Annotated in this window: 19 protein-coding genes; 9 read left to right on the forward strand and 10 right to left on the reverse strand. The window is 62.1% G+C overall.

Annotated features, from left to right (window positions below):
- Nucleotides 1-16: 16 nt before the first annotated feature.
- From EC912_RS04775 to EC912_RS04790, 4 genes are read right to left on the reverse strand one after another with little or no spacing between them, the layout of a single operon-like run.
- On the reverse strand, nt 17-1,405 hold the full coding sequence (locus EC912_RS04775; RefSeq protein ID WP_132142011.1) for an FkbM family methyltransferase: 1,389 nt from the start codon (nt 1,403-1,405) through the stop codon (nt 17-19).
- Nucleotides 1,402-2,628, reverse strand: coding sequence for an ABC transporter ATP-binding protein (locus EC912_RS04780; protein ID WP_132142012.1), 1,227 nt, complete (start codon nt 2,626-2,628; stop codon nt 1,402-1,404). The genes EC912_RS04775 and EC912_RS04780 overlap by 4 nt, the downstream gene beginning before the upstream one ends.
- Complete coding sequence (locus EC912_RS04785) at nt 2,628-3,422, reverse strand: ABC transporter permease (protein ID WP_132142013.1); 795 nt, start codon at nt 3,420-3,422, stop codon at nt 2,628-2,630. Before EC912_RS04785 ends, EC912_RS04780 begins: the two co-directional genes overlap by 1 nt.
- Nucleotides 3,423-3,476: 54 nt before the next feature.
- On the reverse strand, nt 3,477-4,646 hold the full coding sequence (locus EC912_RS04790) for a trans-sulfuration enzyme family protein (RefSeq protein WP_132142014.1): 1,170 nt from the start codon (nt 4,644-4,646) through the stop codon (nt 3,477-3,479).
- 201 nt (nt 4,647-4,847) lie between these two features.
- Between EC912_RS04790 and rfbB the strand changes: the two genes are divergently transcribed.
- From rfbB to rfbD, 4 genes are read left to right on the forward strand one after another with little or no spacing between them, the layout of a single operon-like run.
- A complete protein-coding gene (gene rfbB / locus EC912_RS04795; protein WP_132142015.1) occupies nt 4,848-5,888 on the forward strand; it encodes a dTDP-glucose 4,6-dehydratase in 1,041 nt (346 codons plus the stop codon).
- The gene (gene rfbA / locus EC912_RS04800; protein WP_132142016.1) at nt 5,885-6,772 is read left to right on the forward strand and encodes a glucose-1-phosphate thymidylyltransferase RfbA; all 888 of its coding nucleotides are present in this window, start codon (nt 5,885-5,887) and stop codon (nt 6,770-6,772) included. The genes rfbB and rfbA overlap by 4 nt, the downstream gene beginning before the upstream one ends.
- Nucleotides 6,769-7,326 (forward strand): dTDP-4-dehydrorhamnose 3,5-epimerase, encoded by a 558-nt coding sequence (gene rfbC, locus EC912_RS04805; protein ID WP_132142017.1) that lies wholly within the window; start codon nt 6,769-6,771, stop codon nt 7,324-7,326. The genes rfbA and rfbC overlap by 4 nt, the downstream gene beginning before the upstream one ends.
- Complete coding sequence (rfbD, locus tag EC912_RS04810; protein ID WP_132142018.1) at nt 7,323-8,231, forward strand: dTDP-4-dehydrorhamnose reductase; 909 nt, start codon at nt 7,323-7,325, stop codon at nt 8,229-8,231. Before rfbC ends, rfbD begins: the two co-directional genes overlap by 4 nt.
- Before the next feature lie 20 nt (nt 8,232-8,251).
- Here rfbD and glmS read toward each other — a convergent pair whose 3' ends face one another.
- From glmS to EC912_RS04835, 5 genes are all read right to left on the reverse strand, one after another.
- Entirely contained in the window at nt 8,252-10,081 is a 1,830-nt protein-coding gene (glmS, locus tag EC912_RS04815; RefSeq protein ID WP_132142019.1) for a glutamine--fructose-6-phosphate transaminase (isomerizing), read from the reverse strand.
- Nucleotides 10,082-10,098: 17 nt separating this feature from the next.
- Nucleotides 10,099-11,469, reverse strand: coding sequence for a pyridoxal-phosphate dependent enzyme (locus EC912_RS04820; RefSeq protein ID WP_132142020.1), 1,371 nt, complete (start codon nt 11,467-11,469; stop codon nt 10,099-10,101).
- Nucleotides 11,470-11,688: 219 nt separating this feature from the next.
- A complete protein-coding gene (locus EC912_RS04825) occupies nt 11,689-11,913 on the reverse strand; it encodes a YdcH family protein (RefSeq protein ID WP_132142021.1) in 225 nt (74 codons plus the stop codon).
- Between the two features lie 436 nt (nt 11,914-12,349).
- Complete coding sequence (locus EC912_RS04830; RefSeq protein ID WP_132142022.1) at nt 12,350-12,973, reverse strand: hypothetical protein; 624 nt, start codon at nt 12,971-12,973, stop codon at nt 12,350-12,352.
- Nucleotides 12,973-13,503, reverse strand: a complete 531-nt coding sequence (locus EC912_RS04835; RefSeq protein WP_132142023.1) for a DUF4398 domain-containing protein — start codon at nt 13,501-13,503, stop codon at nt 12,973-12,975. The genes EC912_RS04830 and EC912_RS04835 overlap by 1 nt, the downstream gene beginning before the upstream one ends.
- A 109-nt stretch (nt 13,504-13,612) precedes the next feature.
- Between EC912_RS04835 and EC912_RS04840 the strand changes: the two genes are divergently transcribed.
- The gene (locus EC912_RS04840) at nt 13,613-14,722 is read left to right on the forward strand and encodes a PilT/PilU family type 4a pilus ATPase (RefSeq protein ID WP_165973511.1); all 1,110 of its coding nucleotides are present in this window, start codon (nt 13,613-13,615) and stop codon (nt 14,720-14,722) included.
- A 149-nt stretch (nt 14,723-14,871) separates the two neighbouring features.
- Here the strand turns inward: EC912_RS04840 and maiA are convergent, their stop codons facing one another.
- Complete coding sequence (maiA, locus tag EC912_RS04845) at nt 14,872-15,525, reverse strand: maleylacetoacetate isomerase (protein WP_132142024.1); 654 nt, start codon at nt 15,523-15,525, stop codon at nt 14,872-14,874.
- 116 nt (nt 15,526-15,641) lie between these two features.
- On the opposite strand from maiA, the gene EC912_RS04850 reads away from it, so the two are divergent.
- From EC912_RS04850 to EC912_RS04865, 4 genes are all read left to right on the forward strand, one after another.
- Nucleotides 15,642-16,805: a phosphoglycerate kinase gene (locus tag EC912_RS04850; protein ID WP_428993087.1), complete on the forward strand. Its 1,164-nt coding sequence runs from the start codon at nt 15,642-15,644 to the stop codon at nt 16,803-16,805.
- Entirely contained in the window at nt 16,805-17,443 is a 639-nt protein-coding gene (locus EC912_RS04855) for an HAD hydrolase-like protein (protein WP_132142026.1), read from the forward strand. The genes EC912_RS04850 and EC912_RS04855 overlap by 1 nt, the downstream gene beginning before the upstream one ends.
- Nucleotides 17,444-17,602: 159 nt before the next feature.
- Nucleotides 17,603-18,700: a hypothetical protein gene (locus EC912_RS04860; RefSeq protein WP_132142027.1), complete on the forward strand. Its 1,098-nt coding sequence runs from the start codon at nt 17,603-17,605 to the stop codon at nt 18,698-18,700.
- A gap of 99 nt (nt 18,701-18,799) precedes the next feature.
- A complete protein-coding gene (locus EC912_RS04865) occupies nt 18,800-19,966 on the forward strand; it encodes a hypothetical protein (protein ID WP_132142028.1) in 1,167 nt (388 codons plus the stop codon).
- Nucleotide 19,967 lies beyond the last annotated feature (1 nt).

Raw genomic sequence — 19,967 nt, forward strand, 5'->3', positions numbered from 1 at the left:
CCCATAAAAACCAAACTTAACCTCGCAATTTTCTCTCGATGGCAGCACGCAGTTGCACTTCCATTGCTTCTGCACTCTCCGTCATGGCAACCGGCGGCTCATTTCCTGCTCCCGCCAATGCAACGGGGAAAAGAAAAGCCCGCCCGCGCCTGCCGATCGCCGTCTGCGGGCCGGCGACCAGGCGCACGGCCGCGCGAAATCCTGGGGTACGCAGGGCAGCATGCAGTAAAGGCTTCGACGCCCTGGCGGCACGCGCGACAATGGGGCGACTCAGTCGCCAGACTGCACGTGCGACACGCACAGACTGCCCCTTGACCAGTCTCACGGGTGCTGTAATACGCCAGGACGTACTGCGCACCATGGCGTGGACGATGTCGTCGCGCCGCGAAACCTCCAGCTCGAGCTGAGCGACCCGGCCGGTCAGCTCGCGATGCTGTTGGATCACGCGCGAGTGCTCATTGATCATCGAGTTGTGCAGGGCATCGCGTCGAGCGTCGGCGGCGAGCAGGGCATCGCGTTGAGCGACGGCGGCGAGCAAAGCATCGCGTCGAGCGACGGCGGCGAGCAGGTCTTCGTTGGCGCGCGCGCGCCAACGAGTATGCTCCTCGGTTACTACGCCCAGGCTACGCGACAGGTCGGCTACGCTCGACCGCAATGCGTTGACTTCGATGTTCAGGTTGTGAGCCAGAAGGTGGAACTCCACGCGCTGCTCATGAGCTTCCTTGTCACGCGCCCTCTCATAGTCGTCGAAGACATTTGGTGGCAGGTTGAAGGCCGCAACCAGCTCCTCGTGTTCCTTGGCGACGAAATAAAGGTTGAGGCCATCGTTGTATGCCCTCACGTAGCCGCGCTCCGTAAGCAGATCTTCCCATTGCCAGGCCGTACTCACCTGGCTATTGGGCTCCGTCGCCTCGACCACGATGATCCACGGACGAACCGTCGCGAACGAGCAGGAGGCAAGCGCAGCGCGCTCCGCGCCTTCGCAGTCCACTTTCAGGAAGTGAACCTCGTCAAAGGGGTGCGCACTCAGGATTTCATCGAGAGGAACGGCGCGTACCGTGCGCTCGATGACCTCGCGGCCTTCCGCGACATATCGCGCCGCGAGTTCGGCGTCGTTAGTGGAAAGCCCCGTACCCTGCACTTCGAAGAAGGAGAGAGCCCCCCCTTCGCCAACAGCGACGTTGAGGTTAATGTCATGCGGCCTGTCTTCCTTGAGCATGTCGAACCAATGTTTCACCGGTTCGATGTTGATCCCTCGCCAACCATTCAGTGAGAACGCCTTGGTGACCGAATCGACCGTCGGATGCTGGGCACCGACATCAACGTACACGCCATGCTGTACGTGCTTGAGCGCACGATGGAGCATAACGTCCTCGAAATTCTGAGCGTAGCTAACAAAAGTCATGGCGTGGACTTGATATCGAACTTTGGAGGAATCCAGGCGCTGCCGACGAAGTGAGCGTGCGAATGATTGGCAACCGTGAAGATCAGGGCCAGATCGCGCCACTCATAATTGTCTACCAGATGAGTATCGGTACTCACCAACGCGGTCGAGATCGAATAACTCCCTGGCCCCAGGTTCATTGTGAACCGTGCGACATAGGACACCGTACAACCGGCAGGAACATCATCGACGACTTGCCTGGTATGAAAGGTGTTGGTTCCAAAGACCGGCTGCCCAAGCCGGTCTTTGATCATGTATCCCAACACCAGACGCGGGATGTCGGCGCGCGCCTCGACATCTATGCGCAATTCGACATCCTGTCCCACGTCGACGAACTCAATCTGCTCCCCTTCCATGGTATGCAGCCGTATTCCCTTGACGACGGCTTCGAACGTTCCGGACGTGGTCTGTACCTGCCCCGTCTCCAGTCGCTCCACCTTCATCGTGCTGTTCTCACGCTCGGCTATGAGTGCGTTGTAGGCATCCATGACTTCCACGGGATCGCCGTCACGAACGACACGTCCGCCCTGAAGCAAAACCGCGCGATCGCACAAGCTCTGGATTGCGCCGCTATCGTGCGACACGATCAGAAGACTCGTCCCCTGCTCCCGGAACTCTTTGATACGCTTGAAGCACTTATGCTGGAAGTACGAGTCACCGACGGAAAGCGCCTCGTCCACGATGAGAATATCGGGGCGAAAGGCCGTCGCCACGCTGAACGCGACACGCATCTGCATGCCGCTCGAGTACGTGCGAACGTGCTGGTCAAAGTACTCACCGATTTCAGCGAACGCTTCGATTTCAGGCATGGCCGTGTCGATTTGCTCGCGCGAGAAACCCATCAGCCCGGCAGCGTGATATACGTTCTGCCGCCCCGAGAGGTCCGGGCTGAAGCCCATGCCGAGCTCAAGGATGGCGGCGATCCGTCCGTGCACGGCAACGGTGCCCTCGGTCGGCATCAAAGTGCGGGTGATCAGCTTGAGCAAAGTGCTCTTGCCCGCACCATTCTGGCCGACGATGCCGATGGCCTCGCCACGTCCGACAGAAAACGAGATCTCACGAAGGACCCAGTGCTCGTGACGCGGCGTCACCCTGACACCAAACCACGACGCGAAGCGCTTGAATTCGCTTCCATAGTCGCGAAAGGCCTTGCCCAGTCCATTCACTTCGAGGATGTTGGGCATCACAGGACATCCACCATTTCAGGTGCCGCACGGCGGAACATCAGGAAGGCAATCGCCAGGAGAAAAATACTGCCCAGCGCGGTCCAGACAAGAGGAAGGAGGTCTGGGCCGCGTCCGTAAAGCAACACGTTCTGGAACGCCGAGACGATGTAATACAGCGGATTCGCAGCGATGACACGGCCGAAGCCCGCAGGCAGGATGCTCGGCATGTAGACGATCGGCGTAATCCAGAACCACAACTGAAGGATCACGGCCATCACCTGCCCAACGTCACGGACGAAGACATTGATAACACCCAGCAATAGACCGATGCCAAGCGAGAAGGCGACGTTGATTGCCATCAGCAGCGGGAGCCAAAGCAAGGCCCACGTCGGCGGATGGCCGACGATCGCAAAAATGAAGATCGTCGCGACGAACAGCATCAGATTGCTGACCAGAGCAGACCCGACAGCGATGAACGGCAGCGTCGCCCGTGGGAAGTAGATCTTCTTCATCAGGTTGCCATTGTCGACAAACAACGTCAGAGACCGCGTCACTACTTCGATGAACAGCGACCATGCCAGCATGCCAGCCATCAAATAGATGGAGTAGGCGTACTGGTTTGTGGTGCCGGGAAGCTTCGCCCCCATTACCCTGGAAAGAACAACCGAATAGATGGCCACCTGTGCCAACGGCTGCAGAACCATCCACGCCGCGCCCAGCCTGCTGCGCGCGAAGCGCGCCTTCAGGTCGTTCTTGACCGAGGACAGAATGAAGTGGCGGTAGCGCCAGACAGCACGTAATAACTCGCTCATGAGTTCATTCTTCTATTGCGGACGGAAACACCGGACAAACCGCGGCGACAACCATCACCGGCCAAGTGCCCGGCCAAGCTCAGAACGCAAATCTTCCACATCCTCAACACCCACCGACAACCGAATCAACCCATCGCTGATCCCCAGCCGCTTGCGCGTTGCCGGCGGAATCGACGCATGAGTCATGATCCCCGGGTGCTCGATCAGGCTCTCGACGCCGCCGAGGGATTCGGCCAGCGCGAAGATCTCGCAGCGCTCCAGCATCTTGCGGGCTGCGCGGATACCGCCCTTCACTTCGGCCGAGATGATGCCGCCAAAGCCGTCCATCTGGCGACGCGCCAGCGCGTGCTGCGGGTGGGACTTCAAGCCCGGGTAGATCACCCGCTCGATCGCGGGATGCTTCTCGAGCCAGCGCGCGATATCCATCGCCGACTCGCAATGCGCCTTCATACGCAGGTGCAGGGTCTTCAGCCCCCGCATCGCCAGGAACGAATCGAAGGGACCGGCTACCGCACCCACCGAGTTCTGCAGGAAGCCCATGCGCTCAGCCATCTCGTCGCTGGCCGCGACGACCATACCGCCAACCATGTCGGAATGTCCGTTGAGGTACTTGGTCGCCGAGTGCAGGACCAGGTCCGCGCCGTATTCGATCGGGCGCTGGAGCATGGGTGAGCAGAATGTATTGTCGACCACGAGGATGAGGCCGTTCTTTTTTGCGAAAGCCGACACCTTCGCCAGGTCGACCAGCTTGAGCATCGGGTTCGTCGGTGTCTCGGCCCAGATCATCCGCGTATTGGGCTTCAGAGCAGCCTTGAGAGCGGCCGTGTCATTGAGATCGACGAAACTGAAGTCGAGGCCCGCCGACCGTCGGCGCACGCGCTCGAACAGGCGATAGGTGCCACCGTAAAGGTCGTCCATTGCAATGACGTGGCTACCCGAATCCAGCAGGTCGAGTACCGTCGATGCGCCGCCGAGACCCGATCCGAAGGCAAAACCCGCAACGCCCCCTTCCAGGTCCGCGACGCAGCGCTCGTACGCCATCCGGGTCGGGTTCTGCGTACGGGAATACTCGTAGCCCTGGTGCTTGCCCGGACTCGATTGGACATAGGTCGACGTGGCGTAGATCGGCGTCATGATGGCGCCCGTCGATGGGTCAGGCTGCTGGCCGGCATGGATCGCTCGCGTGCCCAGTCCCAGTGCTTGCGTCGATTTCTTGTAAGCCATTGATCTACCTGAAGTTGATTGGTCGGCCGGGCATGCTTCGGCGCGATAAGCGTTCCATATTACCGTCTTGATCGTCTCTCGGCTCGAGAGTCTGAAACCTCGTTCATCTACTTCAGGTCAGGGCGACGAGGCACCCGCGTATCGACCATAATCCCGTGCATCGCCCATGGGACGCCGTCCTGGGCCACGCCAAGGCTGCTCATGTCCACATTCCTGGTTACCGGCGGCGCCGGTTTCATCGGCGGTAACTTCGTTCACCGCGCAGTGGCCGCAGGCCACCGCGTCGTCAATCTGGACAAGCTGACGTATGCGGGCAATCCAGCGACGCTGGCCTCGCTCAAGGACCATCCAGGTCACCGCTTCGTGCAAGGCGATATCGGCGACCAGGCGCTGGTCGCCCGCCTCCTCCGCGAACATCGTCCCGACGCGGTCGTCAACTTCGCCGCCGAGTCGCACGTCGACCGTTCGATCGACAGCCCCGCAGCGTTCATCCTGACGAACGTCACGGGAACGCTCGCGCTACTCGAAGCCACTCGCGACTATTGGCGGAACCTTCCCGACATCGAGTCCGGCGCATTTCGTTTCCTGCACGTGTCGACCGACGAGGTCTACGGCTCGCTCGGGGAGGGACGCTTCACCGAAAGCACCCCCTACGCTCCTAACTCACCCTACTCGGCATCGAAGGCCGCATCCGACCACCTCGTGCGCGCCTTCCATCACACCTATGGATTGCCGACGCTGACGACAAACTGCTCGAACAATTACGGGCCATACCAATTCCCTGAGAAACTGATTCCGCTGGTTATCCAGAAAGCGCTCGCCCACGAAGAAATCCCGGTCTATGGGGACGGACTCAACGTCCGTGACTGGCTTTTCGTGGAAGATCACTGCGACGCAATCACTGCCGTGCTGACCAAAGGACGACCTGGCGAAACCTATAACGTAGGCGGCGACAGCGAGCGCACGAACCTCGACGTCGTACACAGCATCTGCGCCCTGCTCGACCAACGCGTTCCCGCGTCCGCGCCCCGCGAGACCCTCATTCGTTTCGTCAGGGACCGTCCCGGCCACGACCGCCGTTACGCCATCGATCCCAGCAAGATCCACAGCGAACTCGGCTGGACCCCCCGCAACGATTTCACCTCCGGATTGGCACTCACGATCGACTGGTACCTCGCCAACCAACCTTGGGTTGCACGAATTCTCGATGGCAGCTATCGCATGGAACGTCTCGGACAATGAAGAACCGTAAAGGCATCATCCTCGCGGGCGGCTCGGGGACAAGGCTCTACCCGATCACGCAAGGCGTCAGCAAACAGCTGCTGCCTGTGTACGACAAGCCGATGATTTACTACCCGTTAGGGACGTTGATGCTGGCCGGCATTCGCAACATCCTGGTGATCAACACACCGCACGAGCAGCCGATGTTCCAGCGCCTGCTCGGCGACGGCTCGCAGTGGGGGATCTCCATCGACTACGCCGTACAGCCCTCGCCCGACGGGCTAGCCCAGGCATTCCTGATCGGGAAGTCGTTCCTCGATGGAGCGCCCAGCTGCCTGGTACTGGGGGACAACATCTTCTACGGCGAAGGCCTGATCGATCGCATGCGCCGCGCCGACGCCAGGGATGAGGGCGCTACGGTCTTCGGCTACTGGGTCCGCGACCCCGAGCGCTATGGCGTAGCGAGCATCGGAACCGACGGCAAGGTCCTCGACATCGAGGAGAAGCCCGTTCAACCGAAATCGAACTACGCCGTCACCGGCCTCTACTTCTACGATGAGCACGCACCGACGTACGCGGCGGAACTGAAACCGTCGCCTCGCGGCGAGCTGGAAATCACCGACCTTAACCGCCGCTATCTACGACACGATCAGTTGCATCTGGAGCAACTCGGGCGCGGCCATGCGTGGCTCGACACGGGTACCCATGAATCGCTCATGGAAGCGGGAAACTACATCCAGACCATCGAGAACCGTCAGGGTCTCAAGATCTGTTGCCCCGAGGAAATCGCATTCGTCAACGGATGGATCGACCGCGACCAGCTTGTACGGCTGGCCACGCCGCTGTCGAAAGTAGGCTATGGGCAGTATCTTCTGCGGCTTGCCGAACAGGACGGACAGCCGTGAAATACATCGCCACAGAACTTGCCGGCGTCGTCATCGTCGAACCCACGGTGCATGGAGACGACCGCGGCTTCTTCTTCGAAAGCTTCAACCAGGCAACCTTTGCGCAGAACGGCATCGATGCCAACTTCGTGCAGACGAACGTCTCGCGCTCTCGGCGCGGCGTGCTTCGCGGCCTCCACTACCAATGGCCGCGACCGCAGGGCAAGCTTGTCAACGTGCTAGAGGGCGAAGTCTACGATGTCGCCGTCGACATCCGCCCCGATTCGCCGACGCTCGGACAATCTGTCGCAGTGATGCTTTCGGCGGACAACAAGCGACACCTCTGGATCGCTCCGGGCTTCGCTCACGGATTCTGCGTCGTGTCCGAGTACGCCACGTTCTCCTATCAGTGCACGACGCTATACGATCGCGCCGCCGACTGGGCCATTCGCTGGAACGACAAGCGTTTCGCCATCGACTGGCCGCTTTCCGATCCGGACCTCTCCTCAAAGGATCGCACCGCGCCCTATTTTCAGGACGTGCCGCGAGAACGACTACCAGACTACCTTCCGTGAAAATCCTGCTACTCGGCGCGGATGGCCAACTAGGCAGCCATCTTCGACATACCCTGCTTCACCTCGGGGATCTCCTGGTATCAACGCGGACGGGGAGCAGCGGCGCACTTCCTTGCGACCTGCTCGATACCGACGCGCTCTCTGCCATGCTCCGCCGCGAACGCCCCGACCTGGTCGTCAACGCATCGGCCTATACGGCTGTCGACCAGGCCGAAACCGACATTTCCACGGCGATGGCGATCAACGCGGAAGTGCCGCGAGCCATCGGACACGCGGTGACCGCATGGAATGGAGCCGTCGTGCATTACTCCACGGACTACGTATTCGACGGAATGCAGACGCGCCCTTATACCGAGGAGGACGCCACAGCCCCGCTGGGCATCTACGGGCAAAGCAAACTCCGGGGCGAACTCGCACTCTCAGCAAGCGGCGCGGACCATCTGATCCTGCGCACCGCCTGGGTTTATAGCCTTCGTGGCCGCAACTTCCTCACGACGATGCTGCGCCTTGCGACCGAGCGGCCCCAAGTACGGATCGTCGCCGACCAGCGAGGTACACCAACGAGCGCTGGCTTCCTCGCCGATGCCACGGTGCGCATTGCTTCATCCTGGATGGGAGACCCGATACGCCGTACGCTACGTGGCGGCGTTTATCACCTGACCGCCAATGGCGAAACAACGTGGTACGACTTCGCTGAAGCGTTGTTCTCCGATGCCCATGAGACCGATCGAATCGCCAATGTGCCGACGATCCTGCCAATCGCCACGAGCGATTATCCCACCCCGGCACGTCGTCCCGCCTATTCCGTTCTCGCGATCGACCGCATCGTCAAGACGTTCGCAGTCGCCGCCCCCCACTGGCGCGACGACCTTCGGCATGTGTTGGGAAGCGCGGCTTCCCGTTAAGGCCTTCGACCACCCCACCCTCACTCCACCGTCACCGACTTCGCCAGATTCCGCGGCTGATCAACATCGGTGCCGCGCATCACGGCTACGTGATACGAAAGCAGCTGCAACGGGATAGTGAATACCGCCGGCGAGATGAACTCGCCGCCCGACTCCAGCCGCACCATCACCCCCTGCTCTATCGTGTCGTCCATCTCCGCATGCTCGTCGGCGAAGACGAACAGTTCGCCGCCACGCGCACGAACTTCCTGCAGATTGGACTTCAGCTTGTCGAGCAAGGGACCATTGGGCGCTACCGCGACGATCGGCATGTCCTCGTCCACCAGCGCCAACGGGCCGTGCTTCAGCTCGCCGGCCGGGTAAGCCTCGGCGTGGATATACGAGATTTCCTTGAGCTTCAGCGACCCTTCCAGCGCTACCGGATACTGCACGCCACGGCCGAGGAAAAGGGCGTTGTGTTTCAGGATGAAATGCTCGGCCAACTCTTCGATCTGGGGTTCGATGCGCAGCGCGGACTCGATGAAGCGCGGCAGCGACTGGAGCTCCTTGCACAGCTTCAGGTAACGGGTGTGATCCAGACCACGGCGGCGCCCAAGATCGAGTGCAAGTAGCGCAAATGCCGCCAGCTGCGTGGTGAATGCCTTCGTCGAAGCAACGCCGATTTCCGGGCCTGCACGCGTCATGAGGCGAAGATCGGACTCGCGTACGACCGACGACTCAGGAACATTGCAGATCGCGAACGTGGCGAGGTAACCGCGACGGCGCGATTCGCGCATCGCGGCCAGCGTGTCGGCGGTTTCGCCCGACTGCGACACGGCAACGAACAACGTGTCTTCGGGCACGACGACATCGCGATAACGGTATTCGCTCGCCACTTCCACGACGACGGGAAGCCGCGCCAGCTCTTCGATCCAGTACTTGGCGACCATGCCGGCGTGATAGCTCGTGCCGCAGGCGACGATGTGGATCTGCTTCGTGCGATCGAGTACCGGATCGGCATCGATCCCGAAGATATTGGGCAGCACGCCGTGCTGACCGATGCGTCCTTCCAGCGTATCCGCGACGGCGCGCGGCTGCTCGAAGATTTCTTTCTGCATGTAGTGACGGTATTCGCCGCGCTCGACCGCGTCGGCCGACAACTCACTCTCATGCGCCGCGCGATCGGCCGGCTTGCCGTCCAGTGTGAAGACCTGAACGCTTTCGCGGGTGATCTCGACGACATCGTCTTCCTCGAGATACATCATGCGATTGGTAACCTTGATCAGCGCCTGCGCGTCGGACCCGAGGAAATTCTCGCCAATACCGATACCCACCAGCAACGGACAGCCGCGGCGCGCACCGACGACACGGCCGGGCTCATCGAGGCTCAGCACGGCGATCGCGTAGGCGCCTTCCAACTGGCGTACCGCCGCGAGTACGGCTTCACGCAGCGAACGGCCGTCACTGAGCAGGTCATCGATAAGCGCACCCATGACTTCGGTATCGGTCTCCGAAGTAAAGACGCGCCCGCGCGCTTTCAGTTCCTCGCGCAAGCTTGCGTAGTTTTCGATGATCCCGTTGTGCACGATCGCGACGCGACCCTGCACATGCGGATGCGCATTGGTTTCGTTCGGCACGCCGTGCGTTGCCCAGCGCGTATGGGCGATGCCCGTACCGCCAGGCAGCGGGTCGGCGTCGTACAGCGCTTCCATTTCACGTACTTTGCCCTTGGCGCGAACGCGGCGAATCGCATCGCCTTCGGCGATGGCGATGCCTGCCGAATCGTATCCACGATATTCGAGAGCCTTGAGGCCCGCGATCAGGATGGGAGCGACATCGCGCTGCGCAGCGGCGGCAACAATTCCACACATGGCACGTATCCTTTGGTTCAGTTGACCTTGCGACGCAGATAATTCAGCAGGTCGATACGAGTGATAAGACCGAGGAACTGGTCACCGTCGACAACGATGGCGACATGACCTTTCTCGAAAACGGGTAGGAGGGCCTGGATCGACGAGGTCACCTGAAGCATTTCGGGCGACGCGATCATTGCCGTGGAAACGGGGTCGCGGAACCGCGTCTCGTCGGAGTGCACGTGAAGCAGCACGTCGGACTCGTCGAGGATGCCCACGATGCGGTCGCCCTCCATGACCGGCAGCTGGGATACGTCGTACAGCTTCATGCGGTTATAGGCGGTGATTAGCATGTCGTCCGGCTTCACCACGACGGTGTCGCGCTGCGCGTAAGGACGCAAGATCAGATCGCGCAGATCGCCGAAACGTTCGCGCTCGATGAAGCCGTTGTCGAGCATCCAGTAGTCGTTGTACATCTTCGACAGATACTTGTTGCCGGTATCGCAGACCAGCGTGACCACGCGCTTGGGCGTCGTCTGTTCGCGGCAGTACTTCAGCGCGGCGGCGAGCAGCGTGCCCGTCGACGAACCGCCCAGCACGCCCTCCTTCGCCAGCAGTTCGCGTGCGGCGAGGAAGCTTTCCTTGTCGCTGATCGCATAAGCTTTCTTCACGCGCGAGAAGTCGCTGATCGACGGCAGGAAGTCTTCGCCGATGCCCTCGACCATCCAGCTGCCGGACTTCTCCGAGAGCACGCCTTCGTTGATGTACTGGGCGAGGATCGAACCGACCGGATCGGCCAGAACGATTTCCGTACCCGGCGAATGCTCGTTGAGATACGCGGTCAGTCCACTCATCGTGCCGGACGATCCACAACCGACGACGATCGCGTCGACCTTGCCGTCCAGCTGCTCGAGAATTTCCGGACCGGTCGTCTGGGCGTGCGCCAGCGGGTTGTCGGGATTCCCGAACTGATTGATGAAGTACGCCCCCGGCGTTTCGCGAGCGATGCGCTCGGCCATGTCCTGGTAGTACTCGGGATGCCCCTTGGCGACGTCCGACCGGGTCAGCACGACCTCGGCGCCCATGGCCTTCAGGTTGAAGATTTTTTCGCGACTCATCTTGTCCGGCACAACGAGGATCAGGCGATAGCCCTTCTGCTGCGCGACAAGCGCCAGCCCCAGGCCAGTATTGCCCGCCGTACCTTCCACCAGGGTGTCGCCGGGTTTGATCTTTCCGGCACGTTCTGCACCCTCGATCATCGACATGCCGATGCGATCCTTGATCGATCCACCGGGATTCGTGCTCTCGAGCTTCAGGAACAGTTCGCAACAGCCTGCGTCCAGACGCTGGGCGCGCACCATCGGGGTGCGACCGATCAACTCGAGGACGCTGTCGTAAACGCTCATCTGAACTCCGTCGTGTGACGCGCCGCCTTTGCGACGCCTGATTGCAACCGGAAAGTTCCGGTCGCGGACGCCCATGATAATGGTTGCGCCGCCCGGAAGCCTCCCGGCCCGACGGCCGACGACAAATGGCTTAGTCCTCGCCGCCCGCCATGAAGCAAGACAAAAAAACGGCGGGTACGTTCCCGTACCCGCCGTTTTGCCTAATTCGCGGCTTACCGATCAATGCGATCGATGTCGCCAGTCCCACATTCGCTGGAGTCGCGTCTTGGCCTGCAGCTTCTCGGTCTTCATCGCCTTGAGCGAAGAATCGTCGACAGGCAGCACGCCGATTTCGGCGTCATGTACTTTGCTGTCGAGTTCCCTATGGCGATAGTAGAGTTGACGAAAATCCACGTCGGACTTCATGAATGCTTCGACGTCGTCACGCTGCTGGTTTTCGAACATATCGATCTCCTCGCGGGTAGTCCGGGGCACGGGAACCGTGACCCTCTTCGTTCGGGAGCGATGCGCGCACGGATCTCGCCAAAGGGCGGGACGGGTGACTGGGAGGCGCGGTTGGCTCGATGAACGTACGCTTCGCTCCGGCAGGCCCGTCACGTGGAATTCTCGTGACGGGGAGATCGAAGCTACTCCGCTTGGAAGGGGCGCGCAAGGGCGCCCGGCCTACTGCGACAATCGGTCAATCGAGCGATAAATTACCGTTAAACCAGTAACTTATGTCGACACCCCATGCAGGGAGTGCGCTTGAGCGCAATCGCTGTATGGGGTGTCGTGGACGATCGCCGATACAAAAAAAAAGCGCCCGCGTTATTCGCACGGGCGCCTGTTTCGCTTAGTAGGATCGCGTTCAAGCGCGCTCCTACAACACCGAGCCTCGGGCTTACTTCTTCGGCTTCTTGACCGGAGCGGCCGTGTCCGGCGAGTTGGCATCGCGCATCGCACGCGCAGCCTGCTCGGCCAGCGCTGCCTGCTTCTTGGCTGCGTTGGCGACACGGGCCTGGGCCTCGGCCAGCTTGCGGGCCTTGTCGCCCTCGGCCTTGGCCTGATCCAGCGCCTGCGAATACTCCACGCCCTGCTGCTGCAGGCGTGCGGCTTCCTCGGTGATCATCTGGTTCTGCATCCGCTGCTGCTCGAGCTGGCGGCGGGCCATTTCGGCGTCGAGGCGGCTGGCTTCCAGCAGGATCGAGTCGTGCTCGCGATCGAGCTGGGCCGACTTGTTCTGCGCTTCCTGCAATTGGGCCATGGCCTTGGCGATGTCGACGCGGCGTTCGGCGATGTACAGGTAGTGCGGCCGCTCCTTGGAAGGAACGCCCGATAGCTGGCCGACAGCCTCACGGGCCCGCGCCTGCTCCGCCTGGGCATAACCGCCGAGGGCCGGATCGCTGGACAGCTGATCGAGGCTGGACGTGAGGCGACGGATATCGAGGTCATCCTTGGCGGCCATGGCGCCACTGGCGGCGAACGCCAGGGCGAGTGCCGAAAAAACGATGGTAAAGCGCTTCATCAGTGGCCTCCCTGATTGTCGTCGCGCAAGGGCTGGGTCTGGCCGCCTGCCGGGGGCGCGCCTTGGGCGGCCGGCTCGGGCAACACGGATTCCGTTTCCTGCACATTGGTCGGAATCGGCACGGTGTCGTTGGCGTGGTTGTCGATCATTTCGACGCGCATCCGCGCGTTTTCCTGACTCTTGGACTGGTTCTGCGCGCGGGCGGCACCCAGACGGGCCTTGGCCCGGGCCAGTTCGCTGTCGGCACGGGATTCGGCGGCCAACGTGGCGGCCACCTCGTACTTACGGGAGGCCATGGCGGCCTGGGCTTGCTGGAAGCGGCTCTGTGCGTAATCCAGGTCGACAGGGGCGTAGTCGGCGGCGCCAGCGTCGCGCGCGGCCTGCAACTGGGCCTGGGCCTGGTTCAGGGCACCGTCGGGTGGCGGGGTGCTTGCGCACCCTGCCAGAGTGGCAATAACGAACCCCAGAGCCGCCACGGCGGCTAGCCGAAGGACGATCTCATGGGGTTTCGACGGCAAGTTGTGCACCATCACTCGTTCCTCTTACAGATTTGCGAGATATTGTCGATAAAGTAGGCCGAAGCCAGGCAAAGGCTCGGGCCTTCTGTCTCGATTGTAATGCGAATCTCTGGGGGGTTAGGTGGATATCGGTTATTTCCTCAAGTTGATGGTCGACAAGGGCGCGTCGGATATGTTCCTGACGACAGGCGCCCCCGTGAACATCAAGGTCGAGGGCAAGCTCTACCCGCTCGGCAACACCGGTCTGCCGAGCGGCATGGTCAAGAAAATCGCCTATTCCCTCATGGACGAAGGCCAGGTCCCCCAATTCGAGCGCGATCTCGAACTGAACATGGCGCTGGCCGTCAAGGAAGCCGGCCGCTTCCGTATCAACGTGTTCAAGCAGCGCGGCGAGATCGGCATGGTCATCCGCGCCATCAAGAGCGAAATTCCGTCGCTGGAAGAACTGAAGCTGCCGTCGATCTTCCGCGACCTGGTCATGGAGCCGCGCGGCCTCATCCTGGTCGTGGGTGCCACGGGCTCGGGCAAGTCGACCACGCTGGCGGCCATGCTCGATCACCGCAACCAGAACAGTTCGGGTCACATCCTGACGGTCGAAGACCCGATCGAATACCTGCACCGGCACAAGCGATCGATCGTGAACCAGCGCGAGGTGGGTCTGGATACCCACAGCTACGCCGAGGCGCTGAAGAACGCCATGCGCGAAGCGCCCGACGTGATCATGATCGGCGAAATCCGCGATACGGAGACGATGGAAGCGGCGATCGCGTTCTCGGAAACCGGTCACCTCTGCCTGGCGACGCTGCATTCCAACAATGCGGACCAGACCCTCGAACGCATCCTCAACTTCTTCCCGGAAGCGAACCACAAGAACGTCCTGATGAACCTGGCGCTCAATCTGCGCGCGGTCATCAGCCAGCGTCTCGTGCTGGGCAAGGACGGTCACCGCATGCCGGCTACCGAAGTCCTGCTGAACACCCCGCTGATCCGCGACATGATCCGTCGCGGCCAGATCCACGAGGTGAAGGAAGCCATGGACCGCAGCCTGCAGGAAGGTATGCAGACCTTCGACCAGTCGCTGTATCGCCTGTACAGGGAAGGCCAGATCACCCTCGACGAAACGCTGAACAAAGCGGATTCGCGCGACGGCCTGGCTCTGAAGATCCGCCTGTCGGAAGGTTCGACCGGCAGCGAGTTCGCCTCGAGCGATCCGTACGGCATCGGGGTTTGATGGCGGCACTCGCGCTGAGGCACCAGCCAGCGCGAGGCAACCGGGTTTTCGCGCGCAGGCGCGCTCCCACAGAAAGCTGGGTCTCCGCTGCTCTCTGTGGGAGCGCGCCTGCGCGCGATGGCCTAAGAAGCGATGAAGACACGAATCAACTACTGGGCGTCCCGCTGGGCTTCCGGCGCAGCATCCATGAATGCCGGTATCCCCGCGCAAGCCTCGACGATGCGGCGGATGGCCGGACAATCGTCCAGCGGCACGCTCCAACGCACCGCGTTGTAAACCTGCGGCACCAGACACGCATCCGCCAGCGTCGGCGTATCGCCGTGGCAGAACCGGCCGGTTGGCCCGCGCGCCAGTAATGCCTCGAAGCCTTTGAGGCCCAGCGCGATCCAGTGCCGGGACCAGGCGGCCTTCTGCTCCGGGCCGGCACCGAAGTCCTTCTCCAGCGCTTGCAGCACGCGAAGATTCCCCAGCGGATGCACGTCGCATGCGATGACCTGCATCAATTCGCGCACGCGCGCCCTGCCCTCGATGTCTTTCGGCATCAACGGGCTTTCGGGGTAGCGCTCGTCCAGGTATTCCATGATCGTCATCGACTGCCGGACGACCAGCGTGCCATCGACCAGCGTGGGCAACTGTTCCTGGGGAGAAAGCTCGCGATAGTCGGGGGCATGCTGCCGGCCGCCGTCCTCGATGAGATGCACGGGCACGAGCTGGTACGGCAATCCTTTCAGATTCAGCGCGATACGCACGCGATAGGCCGCGCTGGAGCGCCAGTAGCTATACAGAACGAGTGAAGAAGTCATCCTTGTCTCCTGTGGAAAGTGCCGGAGTCTAGCACCCGCATTGCGCCGCCACGCCCGCGCCCCGGACAATAGGCGTCTTTCCTTCAGCACTGGAGTCGAATGTGTCCGTCATCCGCATGAGTGACCTCGATCTGCGCGGCAAGCGCGTACTGATCCGCGAAGACCTCAACGTGCCCGTCGCCGGGGGGAAAATTACATCGACCCAGCGTCTCGACGCGGCGCTGCCCACGATCCGCGCGGCACGCGATGCCGGCGCACGGGTGATGGTCCTCTCGCATCTCGGCCGTCCGAAGGAAGGGCAGTTCGACGAGGAAGCCTCGCTTAAGCCCGTCGCTACATGGTTGGGCGAAAAACTCGGCAAGGACGTCCGCCTCGTACGCGATTACCTGGAGGGCGTGGAAGTCGCCGAAGGCGAAGTGGTCGTCCTCGAGAATTGCCGCATGAATATCGGTGAAGGCAAGGACGACGAAGCACTGTCGAAGAAGTACGCTGCGCTCTGCGACGTATTCGTCATGGACGCCTTCGGCACCGCGCATCGCGCGCAGGCATCCACTCATGGCGTCATCCGGTTCGCACCCGTCGCGGCTGCCGGCCCGCTGCTTTCGGCCGAACTCGATGCGCTGGGCAAGGCGCTGGAAAATCCCGCGCGTCCGCTGCTGGCGATCGTCGCCGGCTCCAAGGTTTCCACGAAGCTCACGCTGCTGGAAAACCTCTCCAGTCGAATCGACCAGCTGATCGTGGGGGGGGGCATCGCCAATACCTTCATCGCCGCGGCGGGACACAAGGTCGGCAAGTCGCTTTACGAAGCCGACCTGCTCGATGCCGCAAGAAAAGTCATGGCCGAAGCGAAGGCCCGCGGTGCCGACGTACCCGTGCCGACCGATGTGGTCGTAGCGACGGAATTCTCAGCCACCGCGAAGGCGACGGTGAAGCCCGTCGATCAGGTCGCCGACGACGAGCTGATCCTCGACATTGGCCCGGACACCGCGAAGCGCTACGCCGAACTCATTGCCAAAGCGGGCACGGTCGTATGGAACGGCCCGGTCGGCGTGTTCGAATTCGACGCTTTCGGCAAGGGCACCGAGACGCTCGCCCGGGCCATCGCCGCGTCGAAGGCATTTTCCATCGCCGGCGGTGGCGACACGCTTGCCGCGGTGGACAAGTACGGCATCGAAGACGGCGTGTCGTACATCTCCACGGGTGGCGGCGCGTTCCTCGAATTCCTCGAAGGCAAGGAACTTCCGGCCGTGGCTGCGCTGAAAGCACGGGCGGCCAAGTAATGCTCTGCCTGTTCGATCTCGACGGCACACTGATCGATTCGGAGGAAGGCATTTTCGACGGCGTACGGCATTCGCTCGCCGCCGTCGGCGCGCCGATCATCGACGACACCGCGCTGCGTGCATGGGTCGGCCCACCGCTGCGCCATAGTTTCGGGCAGGTACTCGACGGCGACGTCGAACGCGTGGAGGCCGCCGTGGCGGCCTACGGTCAGCGCTTCAAAGAAGCCGGCTGGTCCCGGTACAAGGTGTATCCGGACATTCCCGAAACCGTCGCGGCACTCGCCGCGGCGGGCCACACGCTGGCGATCGTCACCAGCAAGGTGCGTCCGCATGCCGAGCCCATCGCGGCGCACCTCCCCTTCGGCCACCTCTTCTCGCGCCTGTACGCGCCAGGACCGGAAACGGCTCGCAGCGAGAAGGCCGACATGATCGCCGCCGCACTCGCCGATTTCGGTAGCGCGCCTGCCGATGCCGTGATGATCGGCGACCGGCGCTACGACATCGAAGGTGCCGTGGAAAACCATGTGCGCGGCATCGGCGTGCTATGGGGGTTTGGCGATCGCGAAGAGCTCGAAACGGCTGGCGCGTCGTCTATCGCCTCGAAGCCATCCGAACTCGAGCAACTCGTACGCGGATAGTTTTCCCACCGATCGACGTGCCACCGGAACGTCGACGGCGCGATTTTTCAGAATAATCGCGTCGTCGGGCAACCCCCGCCGTAACTACGCTATGCGCCACCCCCCGCATAGACAGCCCATGTCATGGAATCTCCGACGGTCATTGTCGATGTTGACGCCATGAGCCGTCTCGACAGGGCGCTGCACCTGTTCAGCCACCACATCATCCACAACGAATCTCCGTCCGCCTGCGTGCGGTGGACCGCCAATATCGTCAATGTCTGGCTACGAACCGCGGCGAGTGTCGGGGTGCCGCACATGGCCCGTCAGGCGGTCGCGTACGCTCTCGAAAGCGGCATAGGCAACCGCTCGCTGTCACTCGCCACCCGAACCGCCATGGGGGGAGCGGCGGGAGCCCTGCCGGTCGTCATGGCCGGTGGCGGATTGTTGCGGGACTATCGCAACGGCACGACCACCCGGGCAAGTATCGTGAGCCGGATTGTCGCCATGCTCAACGGAGCCATCATCGTCGCCATGGCGGGCGTCACGGGCGCACTTCCCTCTGTGACGGCATCCGTGGTGGCCTTGCAACTCTACTGCCTGCTGCGCGACATCATCCAGCTTCAATTGACCGCCCCGGATAACACGCACGGCGTATCGGGCCGCGCCCTTGGCGCTGCCGCTGGCGCGTATGGCAGCATCCAGATGGGCGCCAGCGCCGCCGGCGACTGGTTTGCCTATCCTTCCGGGGCGAGCGCCAGCGGATCGACGTATCCGTGGCGGAACGATCTGATTCGTACCGCGCTCGCCCAGCTCGCCGCGCTGCTCGATCACGTCACGTTCCGCGGCATGCAGCGCTTCGAGGAGGGCATTGCAAGTCAAGGAGAAGACCACGATGGTCTGCGCATCCGTTTGCGCTATGTGCCCCCGACCGTTGCGCGCATAAGCCAGGCGGCGACGGGCGTGATAACGGCACGCATCGGCCTGCAGACCAGCGGGGCGCTCGCTGCCGCCACCGCCGCGCACGCACTCGCCGGATCGAATCTCTCCGGAACCTTCCAGCAAGACCTCGCCAGACTCATCGGTGCCGCCGTACTCGGCGCTGGCTATGCGACCTATGTAGGTCAGACGATACGCAGCGACAACGTCTACCACGTGGACAACGTCCATGCCGAACTCGGACTCCCTGCCTCCGATCCCGCTTTCGCAAACATGGACACACCCAGGTTCACGACATCTTTCGCCATGGTCGATGAAACCAGACATCCCACTCGCTAATACGGTAATTAATCCAGCGGATTTTTCAGAATAATCGCCCTGTTCGCAGCTGCGCCCCGCTTCTAGCCTTCCCCATCGACGAATCGATGAGGAAGCACCATGCAACCAGGCCTATTCGTACTTACCGAAGAACACACTCGCCAGATCAACCGCTGGCTCTGGCTCTTCAGCCACGAAATCGTATCGAACGTCTCGACTTATACGCGCGGACGCTGGACCCGAAATGTCCTTGCGTCCGGAACGCGTCTACTGGCAAGCGTGGGATTACCGACCATCGTTCGTCATGGCATCACGCACCTGCTCGAGCAGAGCCTGGGGCGCACCTCACGCACGGATCGCATCGTAGCTAGCGCGACCACGGCGCTGGTTCCGCTCGTCTGGACAGGGGGAGCACTCGCCGCCGACTGGCACGATGGCGGGACCACACGCACGCTGCGGATCTCGCGAGCCATCGCGCTGCTTGGCGGAGTAGCGACGCTCGGCTGGGCGGTGGAGTCCGAAGCCGCGACCGTCATAAGCAGCGGCATGATCGGCGCTTTGCTATACAGCGTTCTGCGCGATCTTGTGCAAATGGTATTTACCGCGCCCGACAACACCCGTGGCCTGGACGCTCGGGCAATCGTCGGATCGGGAATGGCGTACAGCGCCGCGCAGATGGCTGGCGGCGAAGTGTCGGCCCGTTATTTTCCGACCGGCAATGCGGAAACCGGGGAATGGAACTGGCAGGGTGCGCTTGCCGGCGCGTCGTTCAATATCCTGCTGGAATGTGTCGACGACCTGATCTTCAGGAGCATGCAGCGCGCATTCGAACGTGCCGATAGCGACGGCCGGGATATCGAAGGGCTTCGGGTCCGCCTGCAAACGGTACTTCCATCCGGCGCCGACTTCCGCCGCTCGCTTGTGGGTGTCGCACCCGCTCGCGCGATGCTGATTACGACGGCGGCCATGGGTGCACAGGCAACCAGTCAGGAATTGCAGCGCGCCATGTGGTCGCCCGAGCTGACCGGGTCGATAAGCAACGTACTGGGAAACCTGATCGTACTCGTCGGTTATGTCGTGCTGTTCGGACAACTGATCCGGCGGCAGAACAGCTACGGCGTCCAGCAAGCCGAAGGAAACGGCCCGTCCATGCCGATGGGCGTTCGTGGCACGCTGACCGCGTACCGGCCACGCGGCTCGAACGCACCCCAACCCGGTAACGGCGCCGTTCCCGGCCAGGCCACGCAGCAGAGCAACCTGGAAGAAGTCGTCACCCAACACATGTGAC

This window comes from Luteibacter rhizovicinus (genome assembly GCF_004342265.1).
Classification (GTDB): domain Bacteria; phylum Pseudomonadota; class Gammaproteobacteria; order Xanthomonadales; family Rhodanobacteraceae; genus Luteibacter; species Luteibacter rhizovicinus_B.

What these genes read in the sequence shown, in the direction of transcription:
- EC912_RS04775 (WP_132142011.1), bottom strand. Translation starts at nt 1,405, where the DNA reads ATGACTTTTGTTAGCTACGCTCAGAATTTCGAGGACGTTATGCTCCAT.
- EC912_RS04780 (WP_132142012.1), bottom strand. Translation starts at nt 2,628, where the DNA reads ATGCCCAACATCCTCGAAGTGAATGGACTGGGCAAGGCCTTTCGCGAC.
- EC912_RS04785 (WP_132142013.1), bottom strand. Translation starts at nt 3,422, where the DNA reads ATGAGCGAGTTATTACGTGCTGTCTGGCGCTACCGCCACTTCATTCTG.
- EC912_RS04790 (WP_132142014.1), bottom strand. Translation starts at nt 4,646, where the DNA reads ATGGCTTACAAGAAATCGACGCAAGCACTGGGACTGGGCACGCGAGCG.
- rfbB (WP_132142015.1), top strand. Translation starts at nt 4,848, where the DNA reads ATGTCCACATTCCTGGTTACCGGCGGCGCCGGTTTCATCGGCGGTAAC.
- rfbA (WP_132142016.1), top strand. Translation starts at nt 5,885, where the DNA reads ATGAAGAACCGTAAAGGCATCATCCTCGCGGGCGGCTCGGGGACAAGG.
- glmS (WP_132142019.1), bottom strand. Translation starts at nt 10,081, where the DNA reads ATGTGTGGAATTGTTGCCGCCGCTGCGCAGCGCGATGTCGCTCCCATC.
- EC912_RS04820 (WP_132142020.1), bottom strand. Translation starts at nt 11,469, where the DNA reads ATGAGCGTTTACGACAGCGTCCTCGAGTTGATCGGTCGCACCCCGATG.
- EC912_RS04825 (WP_132142021.1), bottom strand. Translation starts at nt 11,913, where the DNA reads ATGTTCGAAAACCAGCAGCGTGACGACGTCGAAGCATTCATGAAGTCC.
- EC912_RS04830 (WP_132142022.1), bottom strand. Translation starts at nt 12,973, where the DNA reads ATGAAGCGCTTTACCATCGTTTTTTCGGCACTCGCCCTGGCGTTCGCC.
- EC912_RS04835 (WP_132142023.1), bottom strand. Translation starts at nt 13,503, where the DNA reads ATGGTGCACAACTTGCCGTCGAAACCCCATGAGATCGTCCTTCGGCTA.
- maiA (WP_132142024.1), bottom strand. Translation starts at nt 15,525, where the DNA reads ATGACTTCTTCACTCGTTCTGTATAGCTACTGGCGCTCCAGCGCGGCC.
- EC912_RS04850 (WP_428993087.1), top strand. Translation starts at nt 15,642, where the DNA reads ATGAGTGACCTCGATCTGCGCGGCAAGCGCGTACTGATCCGCGAAGAC.
- EC912_RS04855 (WP_132142026.1), top strand. Translation starts at nt 16,805, where the DNA reads ATGCTCTGCCTGTTCGATCTCGACGGCACACTGATCGATTCGGAGGAA.
- EC912_RS04860 (WP_132142027.1), top strand. Translation starts at nt 17,603, where the DNA reads ATGAGCCGTCTCGACAGGGCGCTGCACCTGTTCAGCCACCACATCATC.
- EC912_RS04865 (WP_132142028.1), top strand. Translation starts at nt 18,800, where the DNA reads ATGCAACCAGGCCTATTCGTACTTACCGAAGAACACACTCGCCAGATC.